This is a genomic window from Arthrobacter zhangbolii, from assembly GCF_022869865.1.
GTDB lineage: Bacteria > Actinomycetota > Actinomycetes > Actinomycetales > Micrococcaceae > Arthrobacter_B > Arthrobacter_B zhangbolii.
Genome location: NZ_CP094984.1, coordinates 90,615 through 108,673, shown reverse-complemented (window position 1 = coordinate 108,673; position 18,059 = coordinate 90,615). Strand labels below are relative to the sequence as shown.

The 18,059-nt window shown below is 65.6% G+C and carries 18 protein-coding genes; all 18 read right to left on the bottom strand.

Annotated elements, in window-relative coordinates; translation table 11 throughout:
- The 18 genes from dhaK to tilS all read right to left on the bottom strand — a co-directional run bounded on the left by dhaK (position 1) and on the right by tilS (position 18,057).
- Entirely contained in the window at positions 1-1,002 is a 1,002-nt protein-coding gene (dhaK, locus tag MUK71_RS00540; RefSeq protein WP_227929676.1) for a dihydroxyacetone kinase subunit DhaK, read from the bottom strand.
- A 184-nt stretch (positions 1,003-1,186) separates the two neighbouring features.
- On the bottom strand, positions 1,187-1,363 hold the full coding sequence (locus tag MUK71_RS00535) for a CsbD family protein (RefSeq protein WP_227903213.1): 177 nt from the start codon (positions 1,361-1,363) through the stop codon (positions 1,187-1,189).
- A gap of 224 nt (positions 1,364-1,587) precedes the next feature.
- Positions 1,588-2,103, bottom strand: a complete 516-nt coding sequence (locus MUK71_RS00530) for an amino-acid N-acetyltransferase (protein WP_227903212.1) — start codon at positions 2,101-2,103, stop codon at positions 1,588-1,590.
- Between the two features lie 159 nt (positions 2,104-2,262).
- On the bottom strand, positions 2,263-4,770 hold the full coding sequence (locus MUK71_RS00525; protein ID WP_227903211.1) for an ATP-dependent Clp protease ATP-binding subunit: 2,508 nt from the start codon (positions 4,768-4,770) through the stop codon (positions 2,263-2,265).
- A 94-nt stretch (positions 4,771-4,864) separates the two neighbouring features.
- The gene (locus tag MUK71_RS00520; RefSeq protein ID WP_227903210.1) at positions 4,865-5,191 is read right to left on the bottom strand and encodes a histone-like nucleoid-structuring protein Lsr2; all 327 of its coding nucleotides are present in this window, start codon (positions 5,189-5,191) and stop codon (positions 4,865-4,867) included.
- A gap of 274 nt (positions 5,192-5,465) precedes the next feature.
- Positions 5,466-6,920 (bottom strand): lysine--tRNA ligase, encoded by a 1,455-nt coding sequence (gene lysS, locus MUK71_RS00510; RefSeq protein ID WP_227929694.1) that lies wholly within the window; start codon positions 6,918-6,920, stop codon positions 5,466-5,468.
- A gap of 132 nt (positions 6,921-7,052) precedes the next feature.
- On the bottom strand, positions 7,053-7,946 hold the full coding sequence (gene panC / locus MUK71_RS00505) for a pantoate--beta-alanine ligase (RefSeq protein ID WP_227929674.1): 894 nt from the start codon (positions 7,944-7,946) through the stop codon (positions 7,053-7,055).
- Positions 7,943-8,899, bottom strand: a complete 957-nt coding sequence (locus tag MUK71_RS00500; RefSeq protein ID WP_227929673.1) for a Rossmann-like and DUF2520 domain-containing protein — start codon at positions 8,897-8,899, stop codon at positions 7,943-7,945. The genes panC and MUK71_RS00500 overlap by 4 nt, the downstream gene beginning before the upstream one ends.
- Positions 8,886-10,511 carry a PH domain-containing protein gene (locus tag MUK71_RS00495; RefSeq protein WP_244802805.1) on the bottom strand — a complete coding sequence of 542 codons (1,626 nt, stop codon included), beginning with the start codon at positions 10,509-10,511 and terminating at the stop codon, positions 8,886-8,888. The genes MUK71_RS00500 and MUK71_RS00495 overlap by 14 nt, the downstream gene beginning before the upstream one ends.
- A 44-nt stretch (positions 10,512-10,555) precedes the next feature.
- Positions 10,556-11,068 (bottom strand): PH domain-containing protein, encoded by a 513-nt coding sequence (locus MUK71_RS00490; RefSeq protein WP_227903205.1) that lies wholly within the window; start codon positions 11,066-11,068, stop codon positions 10,556-10,558.
- Positions 11,061-11,555 carry a DUF3180 domain-containing protein gene (locus tag MUK71_RS00485; RefSeq protein WP_227903204.1) on the bottom strand — a complete coding sequence of 165 codons (495 nt, stop codon included), beginning with the start codon at positions 11,553-11,555 and terminating at the stop codon, positions 11,061-11,063. The genes MUK71_RS00490 and MUK71_RS00485 overlap by 8 nt, the downstream gene beginning before the upstream one ends.
- A 4-nt stretch (positions 11,556-11,559) precedes the next feature.
- Positions 11,560-12,051 (bottom strand): 2-amino-4-hydroxy-6-hydroxymethyldihydropteridine diphosphokinase, encoded by a 492-nt coding sequence (folK, locus tag MUK71_RS00480; RefSeq protein WP_227903203.1) that lies wholly within the window; start codon positions 12,049-12,051, stop codon positions 11,560-11,562.
- Entirely contained in the window at positions 12,048-12,452 is a 405-nt protein-coding gene (gene folB, locus MUK71_RS00475; protein WP_227903202.1) for a dihydroneopterin aldolase, read from the bottom strand. Before folB ends, folK begins: the two co-directional genes overlap by 4 nt.
- 2 nt (positions 12,453-12,454) lie before the next feature.
- Entirely contained in the window at positions 12,455-13,360 is a 906-nt protein-coding gene (folP, locus tag MUK71_RS00470) for a dihydropteroate synthase (protein WP_227929671.1), read from the bottom strand.
- Between the two features lie 8 nt (positions 13,361-13,368).
- Positions 13,369-13,989 carry a GTP cyclohydrolase I FolE gene (folE, locus tag MUK71_RS00465; protein ID WP_227903200.1) on the bottom strand — a complete coding sequence of 207 codons (621 nt, stop codon included), beginning with the start codon at positions 13,987-13,989 and terminating at the stop codon, positions 13,369-13,371.
- A 78-nt stretch (positions 13,990-14,067) separates the two neighbouring features.
- Entirely contained in the window at positions 14,068-16,158 is a 2,091-nt protein-coding gene (gene ftsH, locus MUK71_RS00460) for an ATP-dependent zinc metalloprotease FtsH (RefSeq protein WP_227903199.1), read from the bottom strand.
- Between the two features lie 177 nt (positions 16,159-16,335).
- Positions 16,336-16,887, bottom strand: a complete 552-nt coding sequence (gene hpt, locus MUK71_RS00455; RefSeq protein ID WP_227903198.1) for a hypoxanthine phosphoribosyltransferase — start codon at positions 16,885-16,887, stop codon at positions 16,336-16,338.
- 48 nt (positions 16,888-16,935) lie between these two features.
- Entirely contained in the window at positions 16,936-18,057 is a 1,122-nt protein-coding gene (gene tilS, locus MUK71_RS00450; RefSeq protein WP_227929670.1) for a tRNA lysidine(34) synthetase TilS, read from the bottom strand.
- Positions 18,058-18,059: the final 2 nt, after the last annotated feature.

Here is an 18,059-nt window from a genome sequence, read left to right as displayed (position 1 = left end):
CTACTCCCCCCACCGCAGCGCCGGTGTCTTCACCGGTGAGTCCCACAGTTGTGTCAGTTCATCGTCGAGGCGCAGCACAGTGACCGACGCGCCTTCCATTTCCAGGGCAGTGATGTAGTTCCCCACCAGGGACCGCTCCACGCTCACACCACGTTCCGCCAGGATCTGTGCTGCACGCCGGTAGACAATGTAGAGCTCACTCAGCGGGGTCCCGCCCATGCCGTTGACGAACAGCAGCACCTTGTCCGAGGAGGTGATCCCCAGATCGCTGAGCACCGGTTCCATCAGCTGGTCAGTGATGGAGTCCGCGTTGGTCATGGGAACCCGGTGCCGCCCGGGCTCGCCGTGGATGCCAACACCCATTTCAATCTCATCGTCGGCGAGGGTAAAGCTCGGCTCACCGGCATGGGGAACGGTGCAGGGGGCCAGAGCCACGCCCATGGACCGCACATTCGCGTTCACCCGCTCGGCGACCTCCGTCACCTTGGCCAAGTCGTCCCCGCGTTCCGCGGAGCCTCCGGCGATCTTTTCCACCAGCACGGTGCCCGCCACGCCACGGCGCCCGGCGGTGTAGGTCGAGTCCTCCACGGCGACGTCGTCGTTGACCACCACCGTGCGGATATCGATGCCCTCAACCCCGGCAAGTTCGGCGGCCGTCTCAAAGTTGAGGATGTCGCCCGTGTAGTTCTTGACGATGAGCAGGACACCGGAGCCTGAATCGCTTTCGACAATCGCCGGAAGGATCTGGTCCGGCGTGGGCGAGGTGAAAACCGCGCCTGGAACGGCTGCGGTCAGCATGCCCGCGCCGACATACCCGCTGTGCAGCGGCTCATGTCCGCTGCCGCCGCCGGATACCAGCGCCACCTTCCCCCGCACCGGGGCATCGCGGCGGATCACGTAATCCGGATCCAGATGCACCTTCACCAGGTCGCGGTGGGCAATTTCGAATCCCTGCAGTGATTCCGCCACCACGGATCGGGGATTATTGATGAGTTTTTTCATGGCGCTGGAACTCCTTCGTTGCACAGAACAATCCCGTGTCCCCCCGTCTCGACACTACCTGCGCGGTGCGCCGCGCAACAGGGTCGGCAGTCCGGCGGCGGCCCGGTATCCGGGCAACAAAAAAGCGGGAGGGTGACCCCTCCCGCTTTCCGGCGCCGATACGGCGCGTCACACTCTTTGAGGGTTACTTGCCCTTGAAAGCGTCCTTGATGTTCTCGCCGGCGTCCTTGACGCTGGACTTCGCCTGGTCGCCGTGACCTTCGGCTTCCATCTGCTCGTTGCCGGTGGCCTTGCCGAGGCCTTCCTTCACCTTGCCGCCAAGGTTTTCGGCCTTGTTCTGCATCTTGTCATCTGCGCCCATTACTGAACTCGCTTTCTGATCGGCTTCCGGACCGTGCAACCCACCGGGCTGCCTACCGGACATCCGCCCGGCCGTTCCGTCGGCATCGTTTGATGCTAAGTATCCTTAGCTTATCGTGCCGCGACGGGGCCCGCCACCTGAGACGGAACGCGCGCGCCGTCCGGGTGGGCGGGGCCGGACCGCCGGAGGACTTGCAGAGGAGTCCGGAGGAGCCGCTGAAGGCCCTAGAGCCAGCGGATCATCCGGGTATTGCCGAGCGTATTCGGCTTCACCCGGGCCAGATCCAGGAACTCCGCGACACCTTCATCATGGGAACGCAGCAGCTCCGAGTACACCACGGGATCCACTGCATTCTGGTTCTCCATGATCTTGAAGCCATGCCGTTCGAAGAAGTCCACTTCAAAGGTGAGGCAGAAAACCCGGGCCACGCCTATGTCCAGCGCATCACCCAGGAGGGTTTCCAGCAGGGCATGCCCCACTCCGCGGCCCCGCCAGGACGGGTCGGTGGCCAGCGTGCGTACCTCCGCCAGGTCTTCCCACATCACGTGCAAGGCACCGCAGCCAATCACGGCGCCGTCACCGTCTTCAGCAATCCGGAATTCCTGCAGCCCCTCGTAGTAGGCCACCGCTTCCTTGGCAATCAGGACCCGCTCCCGCGCCAGCGGGGCCACCAGCCGGCGGATGTCATGGACATCGGCGGTTCGGGCACGGCGGACGGTGATCTGGGACGCGGACATCATCGGTCCAGTCTAGGCCTTCCCGCCTGCCCGGCTCAGGGAGTCCGTAACACGGGGAAAGCCCGACGGCGGGCCCGGACCCGCAGCACGGCTTCCGGACGGGCAGACAAAAAGGAGCCCCGGAAAATCCGGGGCTCCTTCTTTTATGCGGGATGCCTGCGCTTACTCGCCGACTCCGGCTTCAATGGCCGGATTGGCCTCTTCGATGGCCTTCGGCACGCCGTGGCCGTGGAAGGTGAACTTTGCTTCGTCACCCTCCCCTTCCACATCCACCGAGATGAGCTCGCCGGGCTTGATCTCTCCAAAGAGGATCTTCTCGGAGAGCTGGTCCTCGATTTCGCGCTGGATGGTCCGGCGCAGCGGCCGGGCACCCATGGCGGGATCGTAGCCGCGGGTCGCCAGCAGCACCTTGGCAGCCGGCGTGAGCTCCAGGGTCATGCCCTTGTCTGCCAGGCGCTTGCCCAGGCGGTCCAGGAACAGGTCCACAATCTGGACAATCTCTTCCTGGGTCAGCTGCGGGAAGACCACGGTGTCATCAACACGGTTGAGGAACTCGGGGCGGAAGTGCTGGCGCAGCTCCTCCGTGACCCGGGCCCGCATCCGGTCGTAGCCGGTCTTGGTGTCCGTGCCGGACTGGAAGCCGGTCATAACACCCTTGGAGATGTCCTTGGTACCAAGGTTGGTCGTCATGATGATGATGGTGTTCTTGAAGTCCACCATCCGGCCCTGCGCATCCGTCAGGCGTCCGTCTTCGAGGATCTGCAGGAGCGAGTTGAAGAGGTCCGAGTGGGCCTTCTCCACCTCGTCGAACAGCACCACGGAGAACGGCTTCCGGCGGACCTTTTCGGTCAGCTGGCCGCCCTCTTCGTAGCCCACGTATCCGGGGGGAGCACCGAACAGGCGCGAGACCGTATGCTTCTCGGCGTACTCGGACATGTCCAGGGTGATCAGGGCATCCTCGTCGCCGAACAGGAACTCGGCGAGGGCCTTGGCCAGTTCGGTCTTGCCGACGCCGGTGGGGCCGGCGAAGATGAACGAGCCGCCCGGACGCTTCGGGTCCTTCAGTCCGGCACGCGTACGGCGCATGGCCTGCGAGATGGACTTGATGGCCTGGTCCTGGCCGATCACGCGCTTGTGCAGTTCGTCTTCCATCCGCAGCAGGCGGGTGGATTCTTCCTCGTTCAGCTTCACCACGGGGATGCCGGTGGAGTTGGCGAGTACTTCGGCGATGAGTTCCTCATCCACCTCGGCAATGTCATCCAGGCCGCCGGACTTCCACTGGCGTTCCTTCTCCGCACGCTGATCCTGGAGCTTCTGCTCCTTATCGCGCAGGGAGGCCGCACCTTCGAAGTCCTGGGAGTCGATTGCCGACTCCTTCTCCATCTTCAGTGCGGAGATCCGCTCGTCGATTTCCTTCAGCTCCGGCGGGGCCGTCATCCGGCGGATCCGCAGGCGTGCGCCGGCTTCGTCGATCAGGTCAATAGCCTTGTCCGGGAGGAACCGGTCGCTGATGTAGCGCTCCGCGAGGGTTGCGGCGGAGGCCAGTGCGGCATCAGTGATGGACACCCGGTGGTGTGCTTCGTAGCGGTCACGCAGGCCCTTGAGGATCTCAATGGCGTGCGCCACCGACGGCTCGGCAACCTGGATCGGCTGGAAGCGGCGTTCCAGGGCAGCATCCTTCTCGATGTGCTTCCGGTACTCATCCAGCGTGGTGGCACCGATGGTCTGCAGCTCGCCCCGGGCCAGCATCGGCTTCAGGATCGAGGCAGCATCAATGGCGCCTTCGGCGGCACCTGCACCAACGAGAGTGTGGATTTCGTCGATGAACAGGATGATGTCGCCGCGGGTGCGGATTTCCTTGAGGACCTTCTTCAGCCGCTCCTCGAAGTCGCCGCGGTACCGGGAACCGGCAACGAGGGACCCGAGGTCAAGGGTGTAAAGCTGCTTGTCCTTCAGCGTCTCCGGGACGTCGCCGCGGACGATCGCCTGGGCCAGGCCCTCGACAACTGCGGTCTTGCCAACGCCGGGTTCGCCGATGAGGACGGGGTTGTTCTTGGTCCGCCGCGACAGCACCTGCATCACGCGTTCCATTTCATGCTCGCGCCCAATGACGGGGTCGAGCTTGGCTTCGCGCGCGGCCTGCGTGAGGTTGCGGCCAAACTGGTCCAGCACCACGGATCCGGCCGGCTGGCCTTCCTGCTGCTGGCCACCGGTGGAGACGGGCTCCTTGCCCTGGTAGCCCGAAAGCAGCTGGATGACCTGCTGGCGCACACGGTTCAGGTCAGCACCAAGCTTGACCAGGACCTGTGCGGCCACGCCTTCACCTTCACGGATCAGGCCGAGCAGAATGTGTTCGGTGCCGATGTAGTTATGGCCGAGCTGCAGGGCTTCACGGAGTGAAAGCTCCAGCACCTTCTTGGCCCGCGGGGTGAAGGGGATATGACCGGTCGGGGCCTGCTGGCCCTGACCGATGATCTCCTGCACCTGCTCGCGGACAGCACCAAGCGAGATGCCCAGGGATTCAAGGGCCTTAGCTGCGACACCTTCACCCTCATGAATGAGCCCAAGCAAAATGTGCTCGGTGCCGATGTAGTTGTGGTTGAGCATGCGGGCCTCTTCTTGGGCAAGCACGACAACGCGACGGGCACGGTCGGTAAATCTTTCAAACATGAGGCACACTCCTAGCTAACGCGTAATTCGATGCTACGTGCCTGAAGGGTGCATTTGGGGCTTGTTCGCCGTCGGCGTGAGAGCCCGGACGGTTCTAGCCTTGCGCGGCCCGGTAGGCGTCGATGATCTCGCTGTTGACGCGGCCCCGTTCGGAGACTGTGTAGCCGTTCTTGCGGGCCCATTCACGGATCTGCGCTGCTTCGTTGCTGCGGTTTGAGCCGGAGCTGCGCGGACGGCCCGTGCGGCCGCCAACCTTCCGGCCGGCGTCTACGTATGCCTTAAGGGCATCACGCAGGTTTTTCGCATTGTCCTTTGACAGATCAATCTCGTACTGTGACCCATCCAGGGCGAACCGCACGGTCTCATCCGCACTTCCGCCGTCCAGGTCGTCAACCAGAATAATTTTTACCTTTTGCGCCATGACAGGCTCCTAAGCAGCTATAAACGGGAAGATTTTATGAGACCACTTAGAGTATGACGCAATTGGTAAAGCCCCGTCAAAGTACCCGGCTATTTATTTTGTTCTTCTCCCGGTTTTTCCCGATCTTTCTCGAGTACACTCTGTTCCGCTTCCCGTTCGGCCTCGGCAAGGGCCTGGCGCTCCGACCGATCCGAGTTAAGCAGGGCCTTCATCACGAAATAAAAGAGAGCCGCAACACATACGGATGGCAAGAGTACTTCTACATATTCCATGTCTAACCCAATTCCGGCTTTAGGAGCGGAAACAAAATTGTTTCCCTGATTCCTGCATTCGTGAAAAGCATCACAAGGCGGTCTATTCCGAGACCGATGCCGCCCATGGGGGGTGCGCCGTATTCCAGCGCCCGCAGGAAGTCTTCATCGAGGGCCATGGCCTCGTCGTCGCCGTCGGCCGCGAGACGGGACTGGGCAGTGAGCCGTTCGCGCTGGATCACCGGGTCAATCAGCTCGGAGAACGCGGTTCCGCGCTCCATGCCGCCGATAATCAGGTCCCATGCTTCGATAAGCCGCGGGTCATTCCGGTTCGGCCGGGCGAGCGGCTGGGCGGAGGGCGGGTAGTCGTAGACAAAGGTGGGCTGCAGCAGGGTCGGCTCCACAATTTCGCCGAAGAGTTCAATCACCAGCTTTTCCGCATCCCACTTCGGGTCCACCTTCACGTTGTGCCGTTCGGCAATGGTGCGCAGGGTATCCGCGTCGGTATCCGGGGTGATCTCGGTGCCGACGGCTTCGGAGAGGCCCGGGTAGACACTCAGCCACCGCCACTCGCCGTCCAGGTCAATGGTTCCGGCGGCTGTTTCAATCTGCCGGCTGCCCAGCAGATCGGCGCAGTGCAGGATGATTTCCTTCATCCGCTCCGCCATCACGTACTGGTCGGCGTAGGCCTCGTAGCATTCCAGCGTGGTGAACTCGGGGGAATGGGTGGAGTCCACACCCTCGTTGCGGAAGATCCGGCCGATCTCGAAGACCCGCTCGATTCCGCCGACGACGGCGCGCTTGAGGTAGAGCTCGGTGGCAATGCGCAGGGTCATTTTCTGGTCGAAGGCATTCAGGTGCGTTTCGAACGGCCGGGCGGCTGCACCGCCGTGGACCAGCTGCAGCATGGGTGTTTCCACCTCCACGTAGCCGTGGCCGTGCAGGGTGTCGCGGACGCCGCGGATCACTGCTGCACGCTTGTAGACCATGTCCCGGGCTTCCTCGCGCACCATCAGGTCCACGTAGCGCTGGCGCACCCGGGTTTCCTCATTCAGTCCGGCGTGCAGAACCGGCAGCGGGCGCAGCGCCTTGGAGGCCATGGACCAGGACTGTGCCATCACGGAGAGTTCGCCGCGGCGCGAAGAGATGACTTCGCCGCGGATAAAGACGATGTCGCCCAGGTCCACGAGGGACTTCCAGTCCGCCAGGGATTCCTCGCCGACGACGCCGAGGCTGAGCATGGCCTGGAGCCGGGTGCCATCGCCTTCCTGCAGGGTGGCGAAGCAGAGCTTTCCGGTGTTGCGGATAAAAACGACGCGTCCGGTAACGCCCACAATTTCGCCGCTGGCCTGGTCTGCCTCGAGGTGGCCGAACTTGTCGCGTACTTCCTTCAGGGAGGCGGTGCGCTCCACGCCTACCGGGTAGGCCTCGTCTCCGCGGTCGAGCAGCCGCGACCTCTTCTCGGCGCGGATGCGCATCTGTTCGGAGGTGTCTGCGGCTTCGGGAACGGAGTTAGATGTGGTCACGGTTATTAAGTTTACAGAGCATAGCGGCGCTCCCGGTCCCCGGCCGTGTGCCCGGCGGCGGGCACGGGCCGGGGAAGGGAAGTGCTAGCGCAGTACCTCGTTGTCGATCAGCCGAACCGGGCCAACCCGTGCAGCCAGCAGGGCGAGGGCTTCACCCTCCAGCGGTGCGGAGGTCTCCAGCGGTTCAAGGGTCCGGGGATCCACTACCTCGAAGTAGTCCAGGTCCACGCCCGGCTGTGACCTGATCAGTTCGACGGCGGCTGCCAGGTCCAGCGGCTGACCCGCGGCTGCCCGTTCCCTGAGCTGCCGCAGCGCCGTTGACAGGATGAGGGCGGCCTGCCGCTGGCCGGCGTCGAGGAAGCGGTTGCGGCTGGATTCGGCCAGGCCGTCCGCCGCGCGCACTATCGGCACCGCGGTGATTTCCACCGGGAAGTTCAGGTCCGCGACCATCCGGCGGATCAGCGCCACCTGCTGGGCGTCCTTCTGCCCGAAGTAGGCACGGAAACGTGCCGGGACGGGCGGGGCAGCATAGTGGAAGAGCTTGCCGACCACCGTCAGCACCCCGTCGAAGTGCCCGGGCCGGGAGGCCCCTTCCCACCGGGTGCCCATGGTGCCGGCGCTCAAACGCACCAGCGGAGCGCCGCCGGGGTACACCTCTTCTTCGGCGGGGGCGAAGACCAGGTCCACGCCGGCACGTCCGAGCAGTTCGAGATCAGCATCCAGGGTGCGGGGGTAGCGCTCCAGATCGGCGGGGTCATCAAACTGCAGCGGGTTCACGAACACCGAGGCGGTGACGACGTCGTTCTCCGCCCGGGCGGCGGCCATCAGGGCGGCGTGCCCCTCATGCAGTGCACCCATGGTGGGGACCAGGGCGAGGGAAGGCCGCCGGGCGGGATCGGCGGCCGCCGCCTTCTGCAGCAGTTCTTCGGTGGCCGAACGCAGTTCGGCGGCTGTGGTGACGAGGCGGGGGGTGTTCAACGCTGTCCTTCTGTATCTGTATCTGTGTCATTGGTGGAAGTGGTGTCCCGGTCCGGCTGCAGCGCCTTGAGGATGGCCTCACCCTGTTCGGCGGTGAGCAGTCCGCGGGCCACGGCCCTGACGGCGGTGGCGGCGGAGAGCGCCTGGTAGGCGGAGCGGAGATCTTCGGTGCCGGCGACGGCCAGCGCGTCCGTGTGGGCGGATACGGTCCCGACGTCGCCGCGTGCCACCGGCCCTGTGAGGGCACCTTCCCCGGAGGCCAGCGCGTTTTCCAGGGAGGCGCGCATCAGCGGTCCCAGCAGGCGGTCCGGGTGCTCGACGTCGATGCCGGCCAGCAGCTGGGTGGATTGCGAGGCGAGCGTGACCAGGTGGTTGGAGGCATGGGCCAGTGCTGCGTGATAGAGCACCCGGTCCGCTTCATTGATGACCACGGGTTCGGCACCCATCTCCACCACCAGCGCCTGGGCGATGGGCAAAACCGCGGCAGGGGCGGTGACCCCGAACGAGGCGTCCGTCAGACGGGTCAGGTCCAGGCTCATGCCGGTGAATGTCATGGCCGGGTGCAGGGCAAGTGGAATGGCTCCGGCAGCACGCGCCGGGGCGAGGATCTCGGTCCCGAACCGGCCGGAGGTATGTGCCACAAGCTGTCCGGCCTGCCAGGCACCGGTCTTCGCCAGCCCGGAGACCAGCGGGCCCAGGGCATCGTCCGGGACGGCCAGCAACACCAGTTCGGAACGTTCAACAATGTCCGGGATCTCAAGGACGGGGACCCCGGGAAGGAGGTTTTCCGCCCGCTCGCGGCTGGCCTCGGAGACTGCGGAGACACCGACGATCGCGTGTTCAGCTGCGCGCAGGGCAGCGCCCAGGACAGCACCGACCCGGCCGGCGCCGATGACGCCGACCCCCAGGCGGCCGCGGCGGCGGCGTTCTTCGGCGGAATCAGCGGTGTTCATGGGGCGGGTTCTCCTGTGGGACGGGGGCGGGGCCGGGTTCCGGCTGCGGGGCGGGCTCCGGTGCGGGTGCGGGTTCCGGTGCGGGTGCGGGTTCCGGTGCGGGTGCGGGTTCCGGCTGCGGGGCGGGTTGGGGCTGGGGCTGCGGGACGGGTGCGGGCTCAGGAGGAGAGGCTGCGGGGCGGAGCCATTGTTCGGGCAGGTCCCGCCGGCGGGCGGAGCGGGCGCGAAGTGCCTGGTCATCCAGCAGCCGGCCGGCGACGTCGGCATCCATTTCCACCACTTTGGGAGAAACCGGCCCCGGCGTGGAGTGCAGCACCAGGTCCGCGAGCCGCTGCAACCGCTGCACCGGACCCTGCTCCAGCGCCAGGGACTGGGTCCGGCTGTGCGGAACCACGTCCAGCGCCCGCCAGAAGAAACCGTGCCGGGACAGCAGGGCCGTCTCCGTTACCAGATAGCCGTTCCGGCGCCACGCGAATGGTGAGCGCCAGCGTGCGCGGCGGGGTGAGACGGTGAACCCTGCATCGGTGCCGCTACCGGTCATGCCCGCGGTGAAGACCGTGACCGGATCCCCGGTTCCCGGGTCCGGCAGGATCAGGGCCAGCATCTGGAACACTTCCTGCGCAGTACCCACGGGCAGCACACGGGTGCGCGCCGCTCCGTCCCCGCCCGCAGCCACGCCGTAGCCGGCCACGTTGACGGATACCGAGTACCACCCGGTGATCCGCCACAGCGGGGACTGCCGGACGGCCAGTGCCTGGATGCGTCCCGGCGGCACGGACTGAGCCCGGGTGTCCAGCAGCCCGGAATGGATCCGGATGCCGTCGCGTGAAACCGAGGCGCGGAAGTTGAAGGAGGAGCTGAACATCTGCCAGTACGCACTGCCGAACCCGAAAATAATCGGCACCATGGCCGCGAAGGACGCCGGTTCTCCGGTGACGGCGGTCAGCACAATGACCCCGGCAATGGCCAGGACAAGGAAAACCGTGGTGCCGGAGAGGAGCGCGGAGGCAATGACACGGCCGGCTGACAGGGCCAGGATCTGCCGTTCGCCAGGCACGGTGTCGGAGGCGCCCGGCTTGGCGGGGTCGGTACTGCCCGGCTGCGCATCGCCTGCACCCGACGCGCCGGCCAGGATCCGCTGGCGCAGCTGCTGGGCATCCGCCAGGCGCAGGTAGGCCAGCCGCACGGCGGACTCCCCGGCGTCGGCCACTTCAAAACGCAGTTCTGCGAGCCCGAAAATGCGGGCCAGCAAAGGCTGGACAATGTCGATGGCCTGGACCCGGTCCAGCCGTGCCTGCCGCTGCTGGCGGAACAGGACCCCCGAGTGCACGCGGATGTGTTCGCCGGTGAGCTGGTACCGGGTGAACCACCAGGAAAGGAAGAAGGAAACGGCAATGACCAGCAGTACCGCGCCGATTGCGAGCAGTGACCATAACAGCGCCTGGCCTTCGGGCAGCCGTGTCCCGTCACCGGCGAAAACCGCTTCAAGCTGGTCACGTCCCACGAAGTAGGCCAGTGCCGCCAGTGCCAGCCAGCCCCTGACCATCGGGGAGACCGGGTGCACCCGCTGCCACTCCGGTTGCTGTTTGGCCGTGGCAACGGTGTCATCCACCGTTGAAGGTTCCGGCTCCCGGCCCGGCCCGGGGACGGTGCCGCTCACAGTCCGGCCAGCTGCGCTTCGCCGCGCGCCGACAGGTGTTCGCGCAGGCGGGCGCCTTCTTCGGCGGGCAGCCCTGCGATGGCTGCATTGGTTCCCGGGGCTGCGGTGTGGAGCTTCAGGGTGCAGAGGCCGAAGGCCCGTTCCAGGGGTCCCACTGCCACGTCCACGTACTGCATCCGCCCGTAGGGGACCACCAGGGTGCGCTGGAAAAAGATGCCGCGGCGCAGCAGCAGGTCCTCGTTGCGTTCGGCGTATCCAATGGCGCGGACCTGGCGGGGAAGCAGAAGTCCCCGCCACAGCAGGGTGACGGCGAAGAACGCGGGCAGCCCCCAGGCCAGCCAGGCCGGATAGCCGGGCCATACACCGGTCAGCAGCAGCACCAGCGGAATACCGGTCAGCGCAATGGTGATGACGGTTTCAACAGCCCAGCCCAGCAGCCGCACCCGCAGGTACTTGGGCGAGACGTGCTGCCAGTCCACGGCGGGCGGGTCAATCGCTTGGCTAGGCATATTCTTCCCCGTCTTCGGTCCCGGGCGCGGACCCGGTTCCGTCCTTGTCATCCGGCGGCAGCTTGCAGAACCGCTCCACGGTCAGTCCCGCAGCGATCATAACCATTCCCCCGATACCTACCGCCAGCGCAGTCCACGTAGGTGCATGACCGGGCCGCAGGGACAACAGCGGCAGCAGCGCCAGAAACACGGCAGCATGCCAGCCCAGCAGCAGGGACCCGGCGTAGGTAATGGCCTGGGCCAGGACCACCGTCCGTGCGGCGGCAATGGGGTTCAGCGTCCGGTCCCGGCTTCCGTTGCGCCAGCGGCGCACCCGCAGTCCGAGCACCAGAGTCACTGCCACCACCACAACAATGGCCAGCAGGGCCGCGGGGCTCAGCACGGGAGCCGGATAGCCGTTTTCGGACAGGAAGGAGTTCACGGCCCAGCCGACGACGCCGGCGGCCACGGCGATCACGGCCAGCCAGCGGTAGCGGATGGTACTCACGGACTCAGTCTCCTTCGAAGATTTCGAGCCCGGGAAGATCCTCGGCGCGGGCGGCCAGCTCGGCCACGGGTACCGAGTCCAGCCGGGCATCCGGTTCCATCCACGCCCAGGGCTGCAGGACAAAGGCCCTGCCGGCGGCACGCGGGTGCGGAATGGTCAGATCGGGTTCATCCAGATGCAGGTCACCGTAGGTGATGATGTCGACGTCGAGTGTCCGCGGCCCCCAGCGGACCTCACGTTTGCGGTGGTGCCGGGCCTCAACGGCCTGGCAGTGTGCCAGCAGGGCATGGGGCTCCAAACCGGTTTCCACCGCCACCACCAGGTTCAGGTAGTCGGGCTGCTCCGGGCCGCCCACGGGCCGGGTCCGCACCACCGGGGACACAGCGGCCAGCCGCATGTCCGGGTGGTCGGCGAGGTCTGCCACCGCCGCTGACAGGGTGTCCCGGCTTTCGCCGAGATTGCTGCCCAGGGCAAGGATGGCATGCACGGTGCTCATTCGCGCTCCCGGAGGATTGTGACCGCTACATCGCCGAACGTAACGGCGATGGGTGCCTTCGGTTTGTGCACGGTCACTTCCACGGCAGCCAGCACCGGGAAGGCGGCCAGCACCGTGTCGGCGATCCGGCCGGCAAGCGCCTCGATCAGGTTCAGCGGCTCGCCGGTGATGACCTTCACTGCGCACTCGGCCACCTCACCGTAGTGTGCCGTCAGCGTCAGGTCATCAGTGGCCGCTGCCGGGCCGAGGTCGGTGAACAGCACCAGATCCACAATGAAGGGCTGTCCGTCGCGGCGCTCCTCGGGAAAAACACCGTGGTAGCCCGTGGCGGATATCCCGGTCAGGGTGATCCGGTCCGGTGCCGTGGTTCCGCGCCGGTCGGTGCCGGCGGTTCCGGGCATGCCTATCCCTTCCAGGCCGCAGCGGCCTTGACGGCGTCGAGGCTGGCCTGCACGTTGTGTACCCGCACTGCCCAGACGCCCGAAGCGGCGGCCAGTGCGCTCACTGCGGCAGTGGCGTTGTCGCGTTCAAGCGGAGGAGCCGCCTTGCCGAAGCTGGTGAGCAGGGAGCCGAGGAACCGCTTGCGGGAGGCGCCAATCAGTACCCGGTGGCCCAGTGCACCTATCCGGTCGATGCCGCGCAGCAGCGCCCAGTCATGCTCGGCTGTCTTGGTGAACCCCAGTCCGGGGTCAAGAATTATCTGCTCCGGCGTCACGCCTGCGGCATAAAAACGGTCCCGGACCTTGGTGAGTTCTTCCACGACGTCTTCGACGACGTCGTCGTAGGTCGCGTTGGGATCATTGCTGCGTACGCTGCCGCGGCTGTGCATCAGGATGTAGGAAACGCCCGTCCGCGCCACCAGGGATGCCATGGCCGGATCGGTTTCCGTCCCGGAAACATCGTTGATGATCAGCGCACCGGCGCCGATGGCCTTCTCCGCGGTGGAGGCATTCATGGTGTCCACACTGACCAGGGCACCGGCCCGGACCAGGGCCTCGATCACCGGCAGGACACGTTCCTGCTCTTCCTCAGCGGAAATGCGGACGGAATCGGGGCGGGTGGACTCACCGCCGACGTCGATGATGTCCGCACCGTCGTAGTGCATCTTCAGGCCGGCGCGGATGGCGGCGTCGGTATCCGCGAAGCGGCCGCCGTCGCTGAAGGAATCCGGGGTGACATTCAGGATGCCCATCACCAGGGTGCGGTCAGCGGGGAGGTCGTCGAATGTGCGGGCAGCGCGTGCGGGGCGCACCACCGGCAGCGGCGTCGTTGCCGGTCCGGTACCGGGTGCGGCGGCGAGTGAATCCATGGTGGTCCTTATCGTCCGAGTATCAGGCTCATTGCTTCAGCGCGGGTCGCGGTTTCGCGCAGCTGTCCGCGGACCGCGGACGTTACTGTCTTCGCGCCCGGCTTGCGTACCCCGCGCATGGACATGCACAGGTGCTCACATTCAATAACCACTATGGCACCGCGGGGTTCAAGATTGGTCATCAGGGCATCCACGATCTGCGTGGTCAGGCGCTCCTGCACCTGCGGGCGCCGGGCGTAGACCTCAACGAGCCTGGCCAGTTTGGACAGTCCCGTGACCTTGCCGTCGTGCGAGGGGATGTACCCCACGTGCGCCGTGCCGTGGAAGGGCACGAGGTGGTGTTCGCAGGTGGAATAGAACGCGATGTCCTTGACCAGCACCATCTCCTCGTGGTCCAGATCGAAGGTTGTGGCCAACAGATCAGTGGGATTCTGATGCAGTCCGGAAAAGATCTCCGTATAGGACTTGGCCACCCTTTGGGGAGTGTCCTTTAAACCGTCACGGTCCGGGTCCTCCCCGATGGCGAGGAGGATTTCCCGGACCGCACGTTCAATCCTTGGCCGGTCCACCGGGGACGCCGCAGCTGCAGTGTCGTCAGCGGCCAGCAGGTCATCATCGAAATCCGTCACTGGTCGATCTTACCGTGCCGGGCGTTTAGGCCCGACGCTGTTCATCCCCCGCTGACGTCCCCCGACTGACCCCGGGCCTTAGGCCCCCTGGCCGGCCTGGCCGCTCCCGGAGCTGCCGCCGTGCCCGGAGTGCCCGCCCTGCCCGCTGTTTTCCGGCTGGGGCAGGCCGTTGGAGGACACATCAAAGTCCTGCGGCAGATCGGCGTCGGCAATCTGGTCCTGCGGGGCCACCGAAGCGGGGTCCGGCGCACCGATTTCCTTTGCCTCCCGGCGTTCGCGCGGCGAGACCACGGGCGGAATGCTGTGCACCGGGCGGGTGGGCTTGGAAAGCCAGACCTCCCGGACATCACGCTGGCGGACATCGGAGAAGATCTCCGCGATTTCCTTCTGGTTCAGCGTCTCGCGTTCCAGCAGCTCCAGGGCCAGCCGGTCCAGCACATCGCGGTTCTCCGTCAGGATCTGGTATGCCTCGTCATGCGCGTTGTCGAGCAGCCGCCGCACTTCTTCATCCACCACGTAGGCAACCTGGTCGGAGTAGTTGCGCTCCTGGCTCATATCCCGGCCCAGGAAGGGTTCCCCGCCGCCGGAGCCAAGCTTCACGGAGCCGATCCGCTCGCTCATGCCGTACTGGGTGACCATCTTGCGGGCCGTGGACGTGGCCTTCTCGATGTCGTTGGATGCGCCGGTGGACGGATCGTGGAAGACGATTTCCTCAGCCACCCGGCCGCCCATGGCGTAGGCGAGCTGGTCCAGCAGTTCGTTGCGGGTTACCGAGTACTTGTCATCCTGGGGCAGGACCATGGTGTAACCCAGTGCCCGGCCACGCGGCAGGATGGTCACCTTGGTAACCGGATCGGTATTGCGCAGCGCCGCTGCCACCAGCGCGTGTCCGCCCTCGTGGTAGGCGGTGATCTTGCGCTCAAGTTCCTTCATCACGCGGCTGCGCTTCTGCGGGCCGGCGATCACGCGGTCAATGGCCTCGTCCAGGGCGCGGTCATCAATCAGGTCCGCGTTGGAGCGGGCGGTCAGCAGTGCCGCCTCGTTGAGGACGTTGGCCAGATCGGCGCCGGTGAAGCCCGGAGTCTTGCGGGCCACGGTCTCAAGATCCACGCCGTCAGCCATCGGCTTGCCCTTGGAATGGACCTGCAGGATCCGCAGCCGGCCCTGCATATCGGGGGCTTCCACGCCAATCTGGCGGTCGAAGCGGCCCGGACGCAGCAACGCGGGGTCCAGGACATCGGGGCGGTTGGTGGCCGCGATCAGAATGACGTTGGCGTTGGCATCAAAGCCGTCCATCTCAACCAGCAGCTGGTTCAGGGTCTGCTCACGTTCGTCATTGCCACCGCCCACGCCGGCACCACGGTGGCGGCCGACGGCGTCAATCTCGTCCACGAAAATGATGGCCGGAGCGTTGGTCTTCGCCTGCTCGAACAGGTCGCGGACACGGGAGGCGCCCACGCCGACGAACATTTCCACGAAGTCGGAACCGGAAATCGAGTAGAACGGGACACCGGCCTCGCCGGCAACCGCGCGGGCAAGCAGGGTCTTACCGGTACCCGGAGGGCCGTACAGCAGCACACCCTTGGGGATCTTGGCGCCCACGGCCTGGAACTTGGCCGGATCCTGGAGGAACTCCTTGATCTCGTGCAGTTCCTCCACTGCTTCGTCTGCCCCGGCGACGTCGTCAAAGGTGACCTGCGGCATGTCCTTGTTGGTCAGCTTGGCCCGGGACTTGCCGAACTTCATAACCTGGGACCCGCCACCCTGCATCCGGCTCATCAGGAACCAGAAGATCACACCAATGATGATGAAGGGCAGCAGCAGTCCGAGGAAGCTGGTGAACCAGTTGGTCTGCACCGGCTGGTCGGTGAAGTTCGCTCCGGAATCATTCACCGCGTCGACAACTTCCTCGCCTCGCGCGGAGCTGAAGAAGAACTGCACATTGGTGCCCTTGTCACCGAGCGGGTCCTTCAGTGTCAGGTCAACGCGCTGGTCGCCGTCGTAAATCTTTGCCTGCGACACTTTGTCGCCATTAAGAAGTTCAAGGCCTTCTTTGGTGTCCACTTGGGAAGCGCCGGTGCCGGAAAGGCTGGGCAGGATGATCAAAAGAGCGGCCAATGCCAGCGCGATCCATATGACCGGCCCCTTGAAGAAGTTCTTGGATTTCATTCGTCGTCAGGGCTAAGCCCCGTCCCTCCTGATCAACAACGCTGGTGTGCGCGGAATTTACCTACTAGCTATACACCGTCCCCAAAAGAACACGGCCGGCGTTGGGGTTTAGTTCCCTCAGGGCGTAGCGCTCTGGCGTGATGGTGATCGCGCGGAACGGGGCGAAGGCCGCAGGGCTTATTCGTATACGTGCGGGGCGAGGGTGCCGATGAAGTCCAGGTTGCGGTACCTCTCGGCAAAGTCGAGACCGTAGCCGACAACGAATTCGTTGGGGATCTCGTAGCCGACATACTTCACGTCGATTTCCACCTTGGCGGCATCCGGCTTGCGCAGCAGGGTGCAGATTTCCACGCTGGCCGGGCCGCGGGACTCCAGGTTGGTGCGAAGCCAGGACAGGGTCAGTCCGGAATCGATAATGTCTTCGACAATCAGCACGTGCTTGCCGAGCAGGTCGGTTTCCAGATCCTTCAGGATCCGGACGACGCCGGAGGACTGGGTGCCGGACCCGTAGGAGGACACTGCCATCCAGTCCATGGTGACGTGGCTGTGCAGGGCGCGGGACAGGTCAGCCATCACCATGACGGCACCCTTGAGGACGCCGACGAGGAGGACGTCGCGGCCGGCGTAGTCGCGGTCAATTTCGGCCGCCAGTTCATTGACCCGGTTTTGGATCTGTTCCTTGGTGTAGAGAACGTGCTTGAGATCTGACTGGACGTCGTGTGAATCCACGAATGACTCCCGGGTGCGAAGTGTTGCAGCTTTGGATGCTATTGGATGTTAGGTGCTGCTCTTTTTCCTAAAAACAAGATTGCCATAGCTTGAGCCGCCGTGGTGAACCGCTTTGCCGCGCGGCTGCCGGTACACGCTGACTTTGCCGACCAGCTGGACGGGTCCGGCGGAGCCGGTGCGGCGCAGCAGCGATTCAACCGCTGCCAGGCGTTCGTAGCTCGGCTGGGCCCCACCCAGGGCCAGCGCCGCGAGGGCCAGCACACGCTGGCGGAGGGCCGCAGGGAGGTCCCTTAGCGGCGCTTCGGGCAGCAGCAGTTCCGCTCCTTCGGCACCGGACCCCGCGGGAGGATCCAGGCGCAGCTTCTCGAAGGTGCGGGCGGCCTTTTCATCCAGATAGTCGGCGTCTGCAGAGAGGATACGTGAGGAACGGAACAGTGCCTCGGCTATTCCCGGACCGAGTTTCTCCTCGAGGAACGGCAGCACCTCGGTGCGGACGCGGGAGCGGGCATAGGCGGAATCCCGGTTGCTGGGATCGTGCCAGGGATCCAGGCCGGCATGCTCGCAGATTTCCAGGGTGGCCTCGCGGCGCAGCCCCAGGAACGGGCGCAGATACTTCCCGCGTACCGCCGGCATCCCGGCCAGCGACCGGGTGCCGGAGCCGCGCATCAGTCCCAGCAGCACCTGTTCGGCCTGGTCATCCAGCGTGTGGCCTAGCAGTACGGCGTCGGCATGGAGTTCCTCCACCGCGGCATCCAGGGCGGCGTAGCGGACGGTCCGTGCCGCGGCTTCGGGCCCCATACCGGACGTGGGCACGGTGACCTGCCGGACAAGGACGGGCGCCAGCCCCATGGCCTCCAGTTTCTGCCGGGTCCGTTCCGCCACCGCGGCGCTGCCTTCCTGCAGTCCGTGGTCCACTACCACCGCACCCACCCGGTAGTCCCCGCGGCGGGAAAAGAAGGAGGCGGCCTCGGCCAGGGCCAGGGAATCCGGTCCGCCGCTGCACGCGACCAGGATCAGCGGCGGCTGGTCCCCGCCCGGTGCCAGGCCGGCGTCCCGGAGGGCGTCCCGGATGCTGTTGCGGGCATCCCCAAGGGTGGGCAGGAGCCGTTTGCGGACCCGTGGTGCGGGGCGGACGGCAGCGGTGCCGGAAATACCGGGGTTTTCGTGCATCA

Bases quoted from the DNA above. Each gene is read 5' to 3' on its own strand.
- ftsH (WP_227903199.1), bottom strand. From the start codon at position 16,158: ATGAAATCCAAGAACTTCTTCAAGGGGCCGGTCATATGGATCGCGCTG.
- MUK71_RS00490 (WP_227903205.1), bottom strand. From the start codon at position 11,068: ATGCCTAGCCAAGCGATTGACCCGCCCGCCGTGGACTGGCAGCACGTC.
- folP (WP_227929671.1), bottom strand. From the start codon at position 13,360: ATGGATTCACTCGCCGCCGCACCCGGTACCGGACCGGCAACGACGCCG.
- MUK71_RS00535 (WP_227903213.1), bottom strand. From the start codon at position 1,363: ATGGGCGCAGATGACAAGATGCAGAACAAGGCCGAAAACCTTGGCGGC.
- MUK71_RS00525 (WP_227903211.1), bottom strand. From the start codon at position 4,770: ATGTTTGAAAGATTTACCGACCGTGCCCGTCGCGTTGTCGTGCTTGCC.
- tilS (WP_227929670.1), bottom strand. From the start codon at position 18,057: ATGCACGAAAACCCCGGTATTTCCGGCACCGCTGCCGTCCGCCCCGCA.
- dhaK (WP_227929676.1), bottom strand. From the start codon at position 1,002: ATGAAAAAACTCATCAATAATCCCCGATCCGTGGTGGCGGAATCACTG.
- folB (WP_227903202.1), bottom strand. From the start codon at position 12,452: ATGCCCGGAACCGCCGGCACCGACCGGCGCGGAACCACGGCACCGGAC.
- lysS (WP_227929694.1), bottom strand. From the start codon at position 6,920: ATGCGCATCCGCGCCGAGAAGAGGTCGCGGCTGCTCGACCGCGGAGAC.
- MUK71_RS00530 (WP_227903212.1), bottom strand. From the start codon at position 2,103: ATGATGTCCGCGTCCCAGATCACCGTCCGCCGTGCCCGAACCGCCGAT.
- MUK71_RS00500 (WP_227929673.1), bottom strand. From the start codon at position 8,899: ATGAACACCGCTGATTCCGCCGAAGAACGCCGCCGCCGCGGCCGCCTG.
- MUK71_RS00520 (WP_227903210.1), bottom strand. From the start codon at position 5,191: ATGGCGCAAAAGGTAAAAATTATTCTGGTTGACGACCTGGACGGCGGA.
- folK (WP_227903203.1), bottom strand. From the start codon at position 12,051: ATGAGCACCGTGCATGCCATCCTTGCCCTGGGCAGCAATCTCGGCGAA.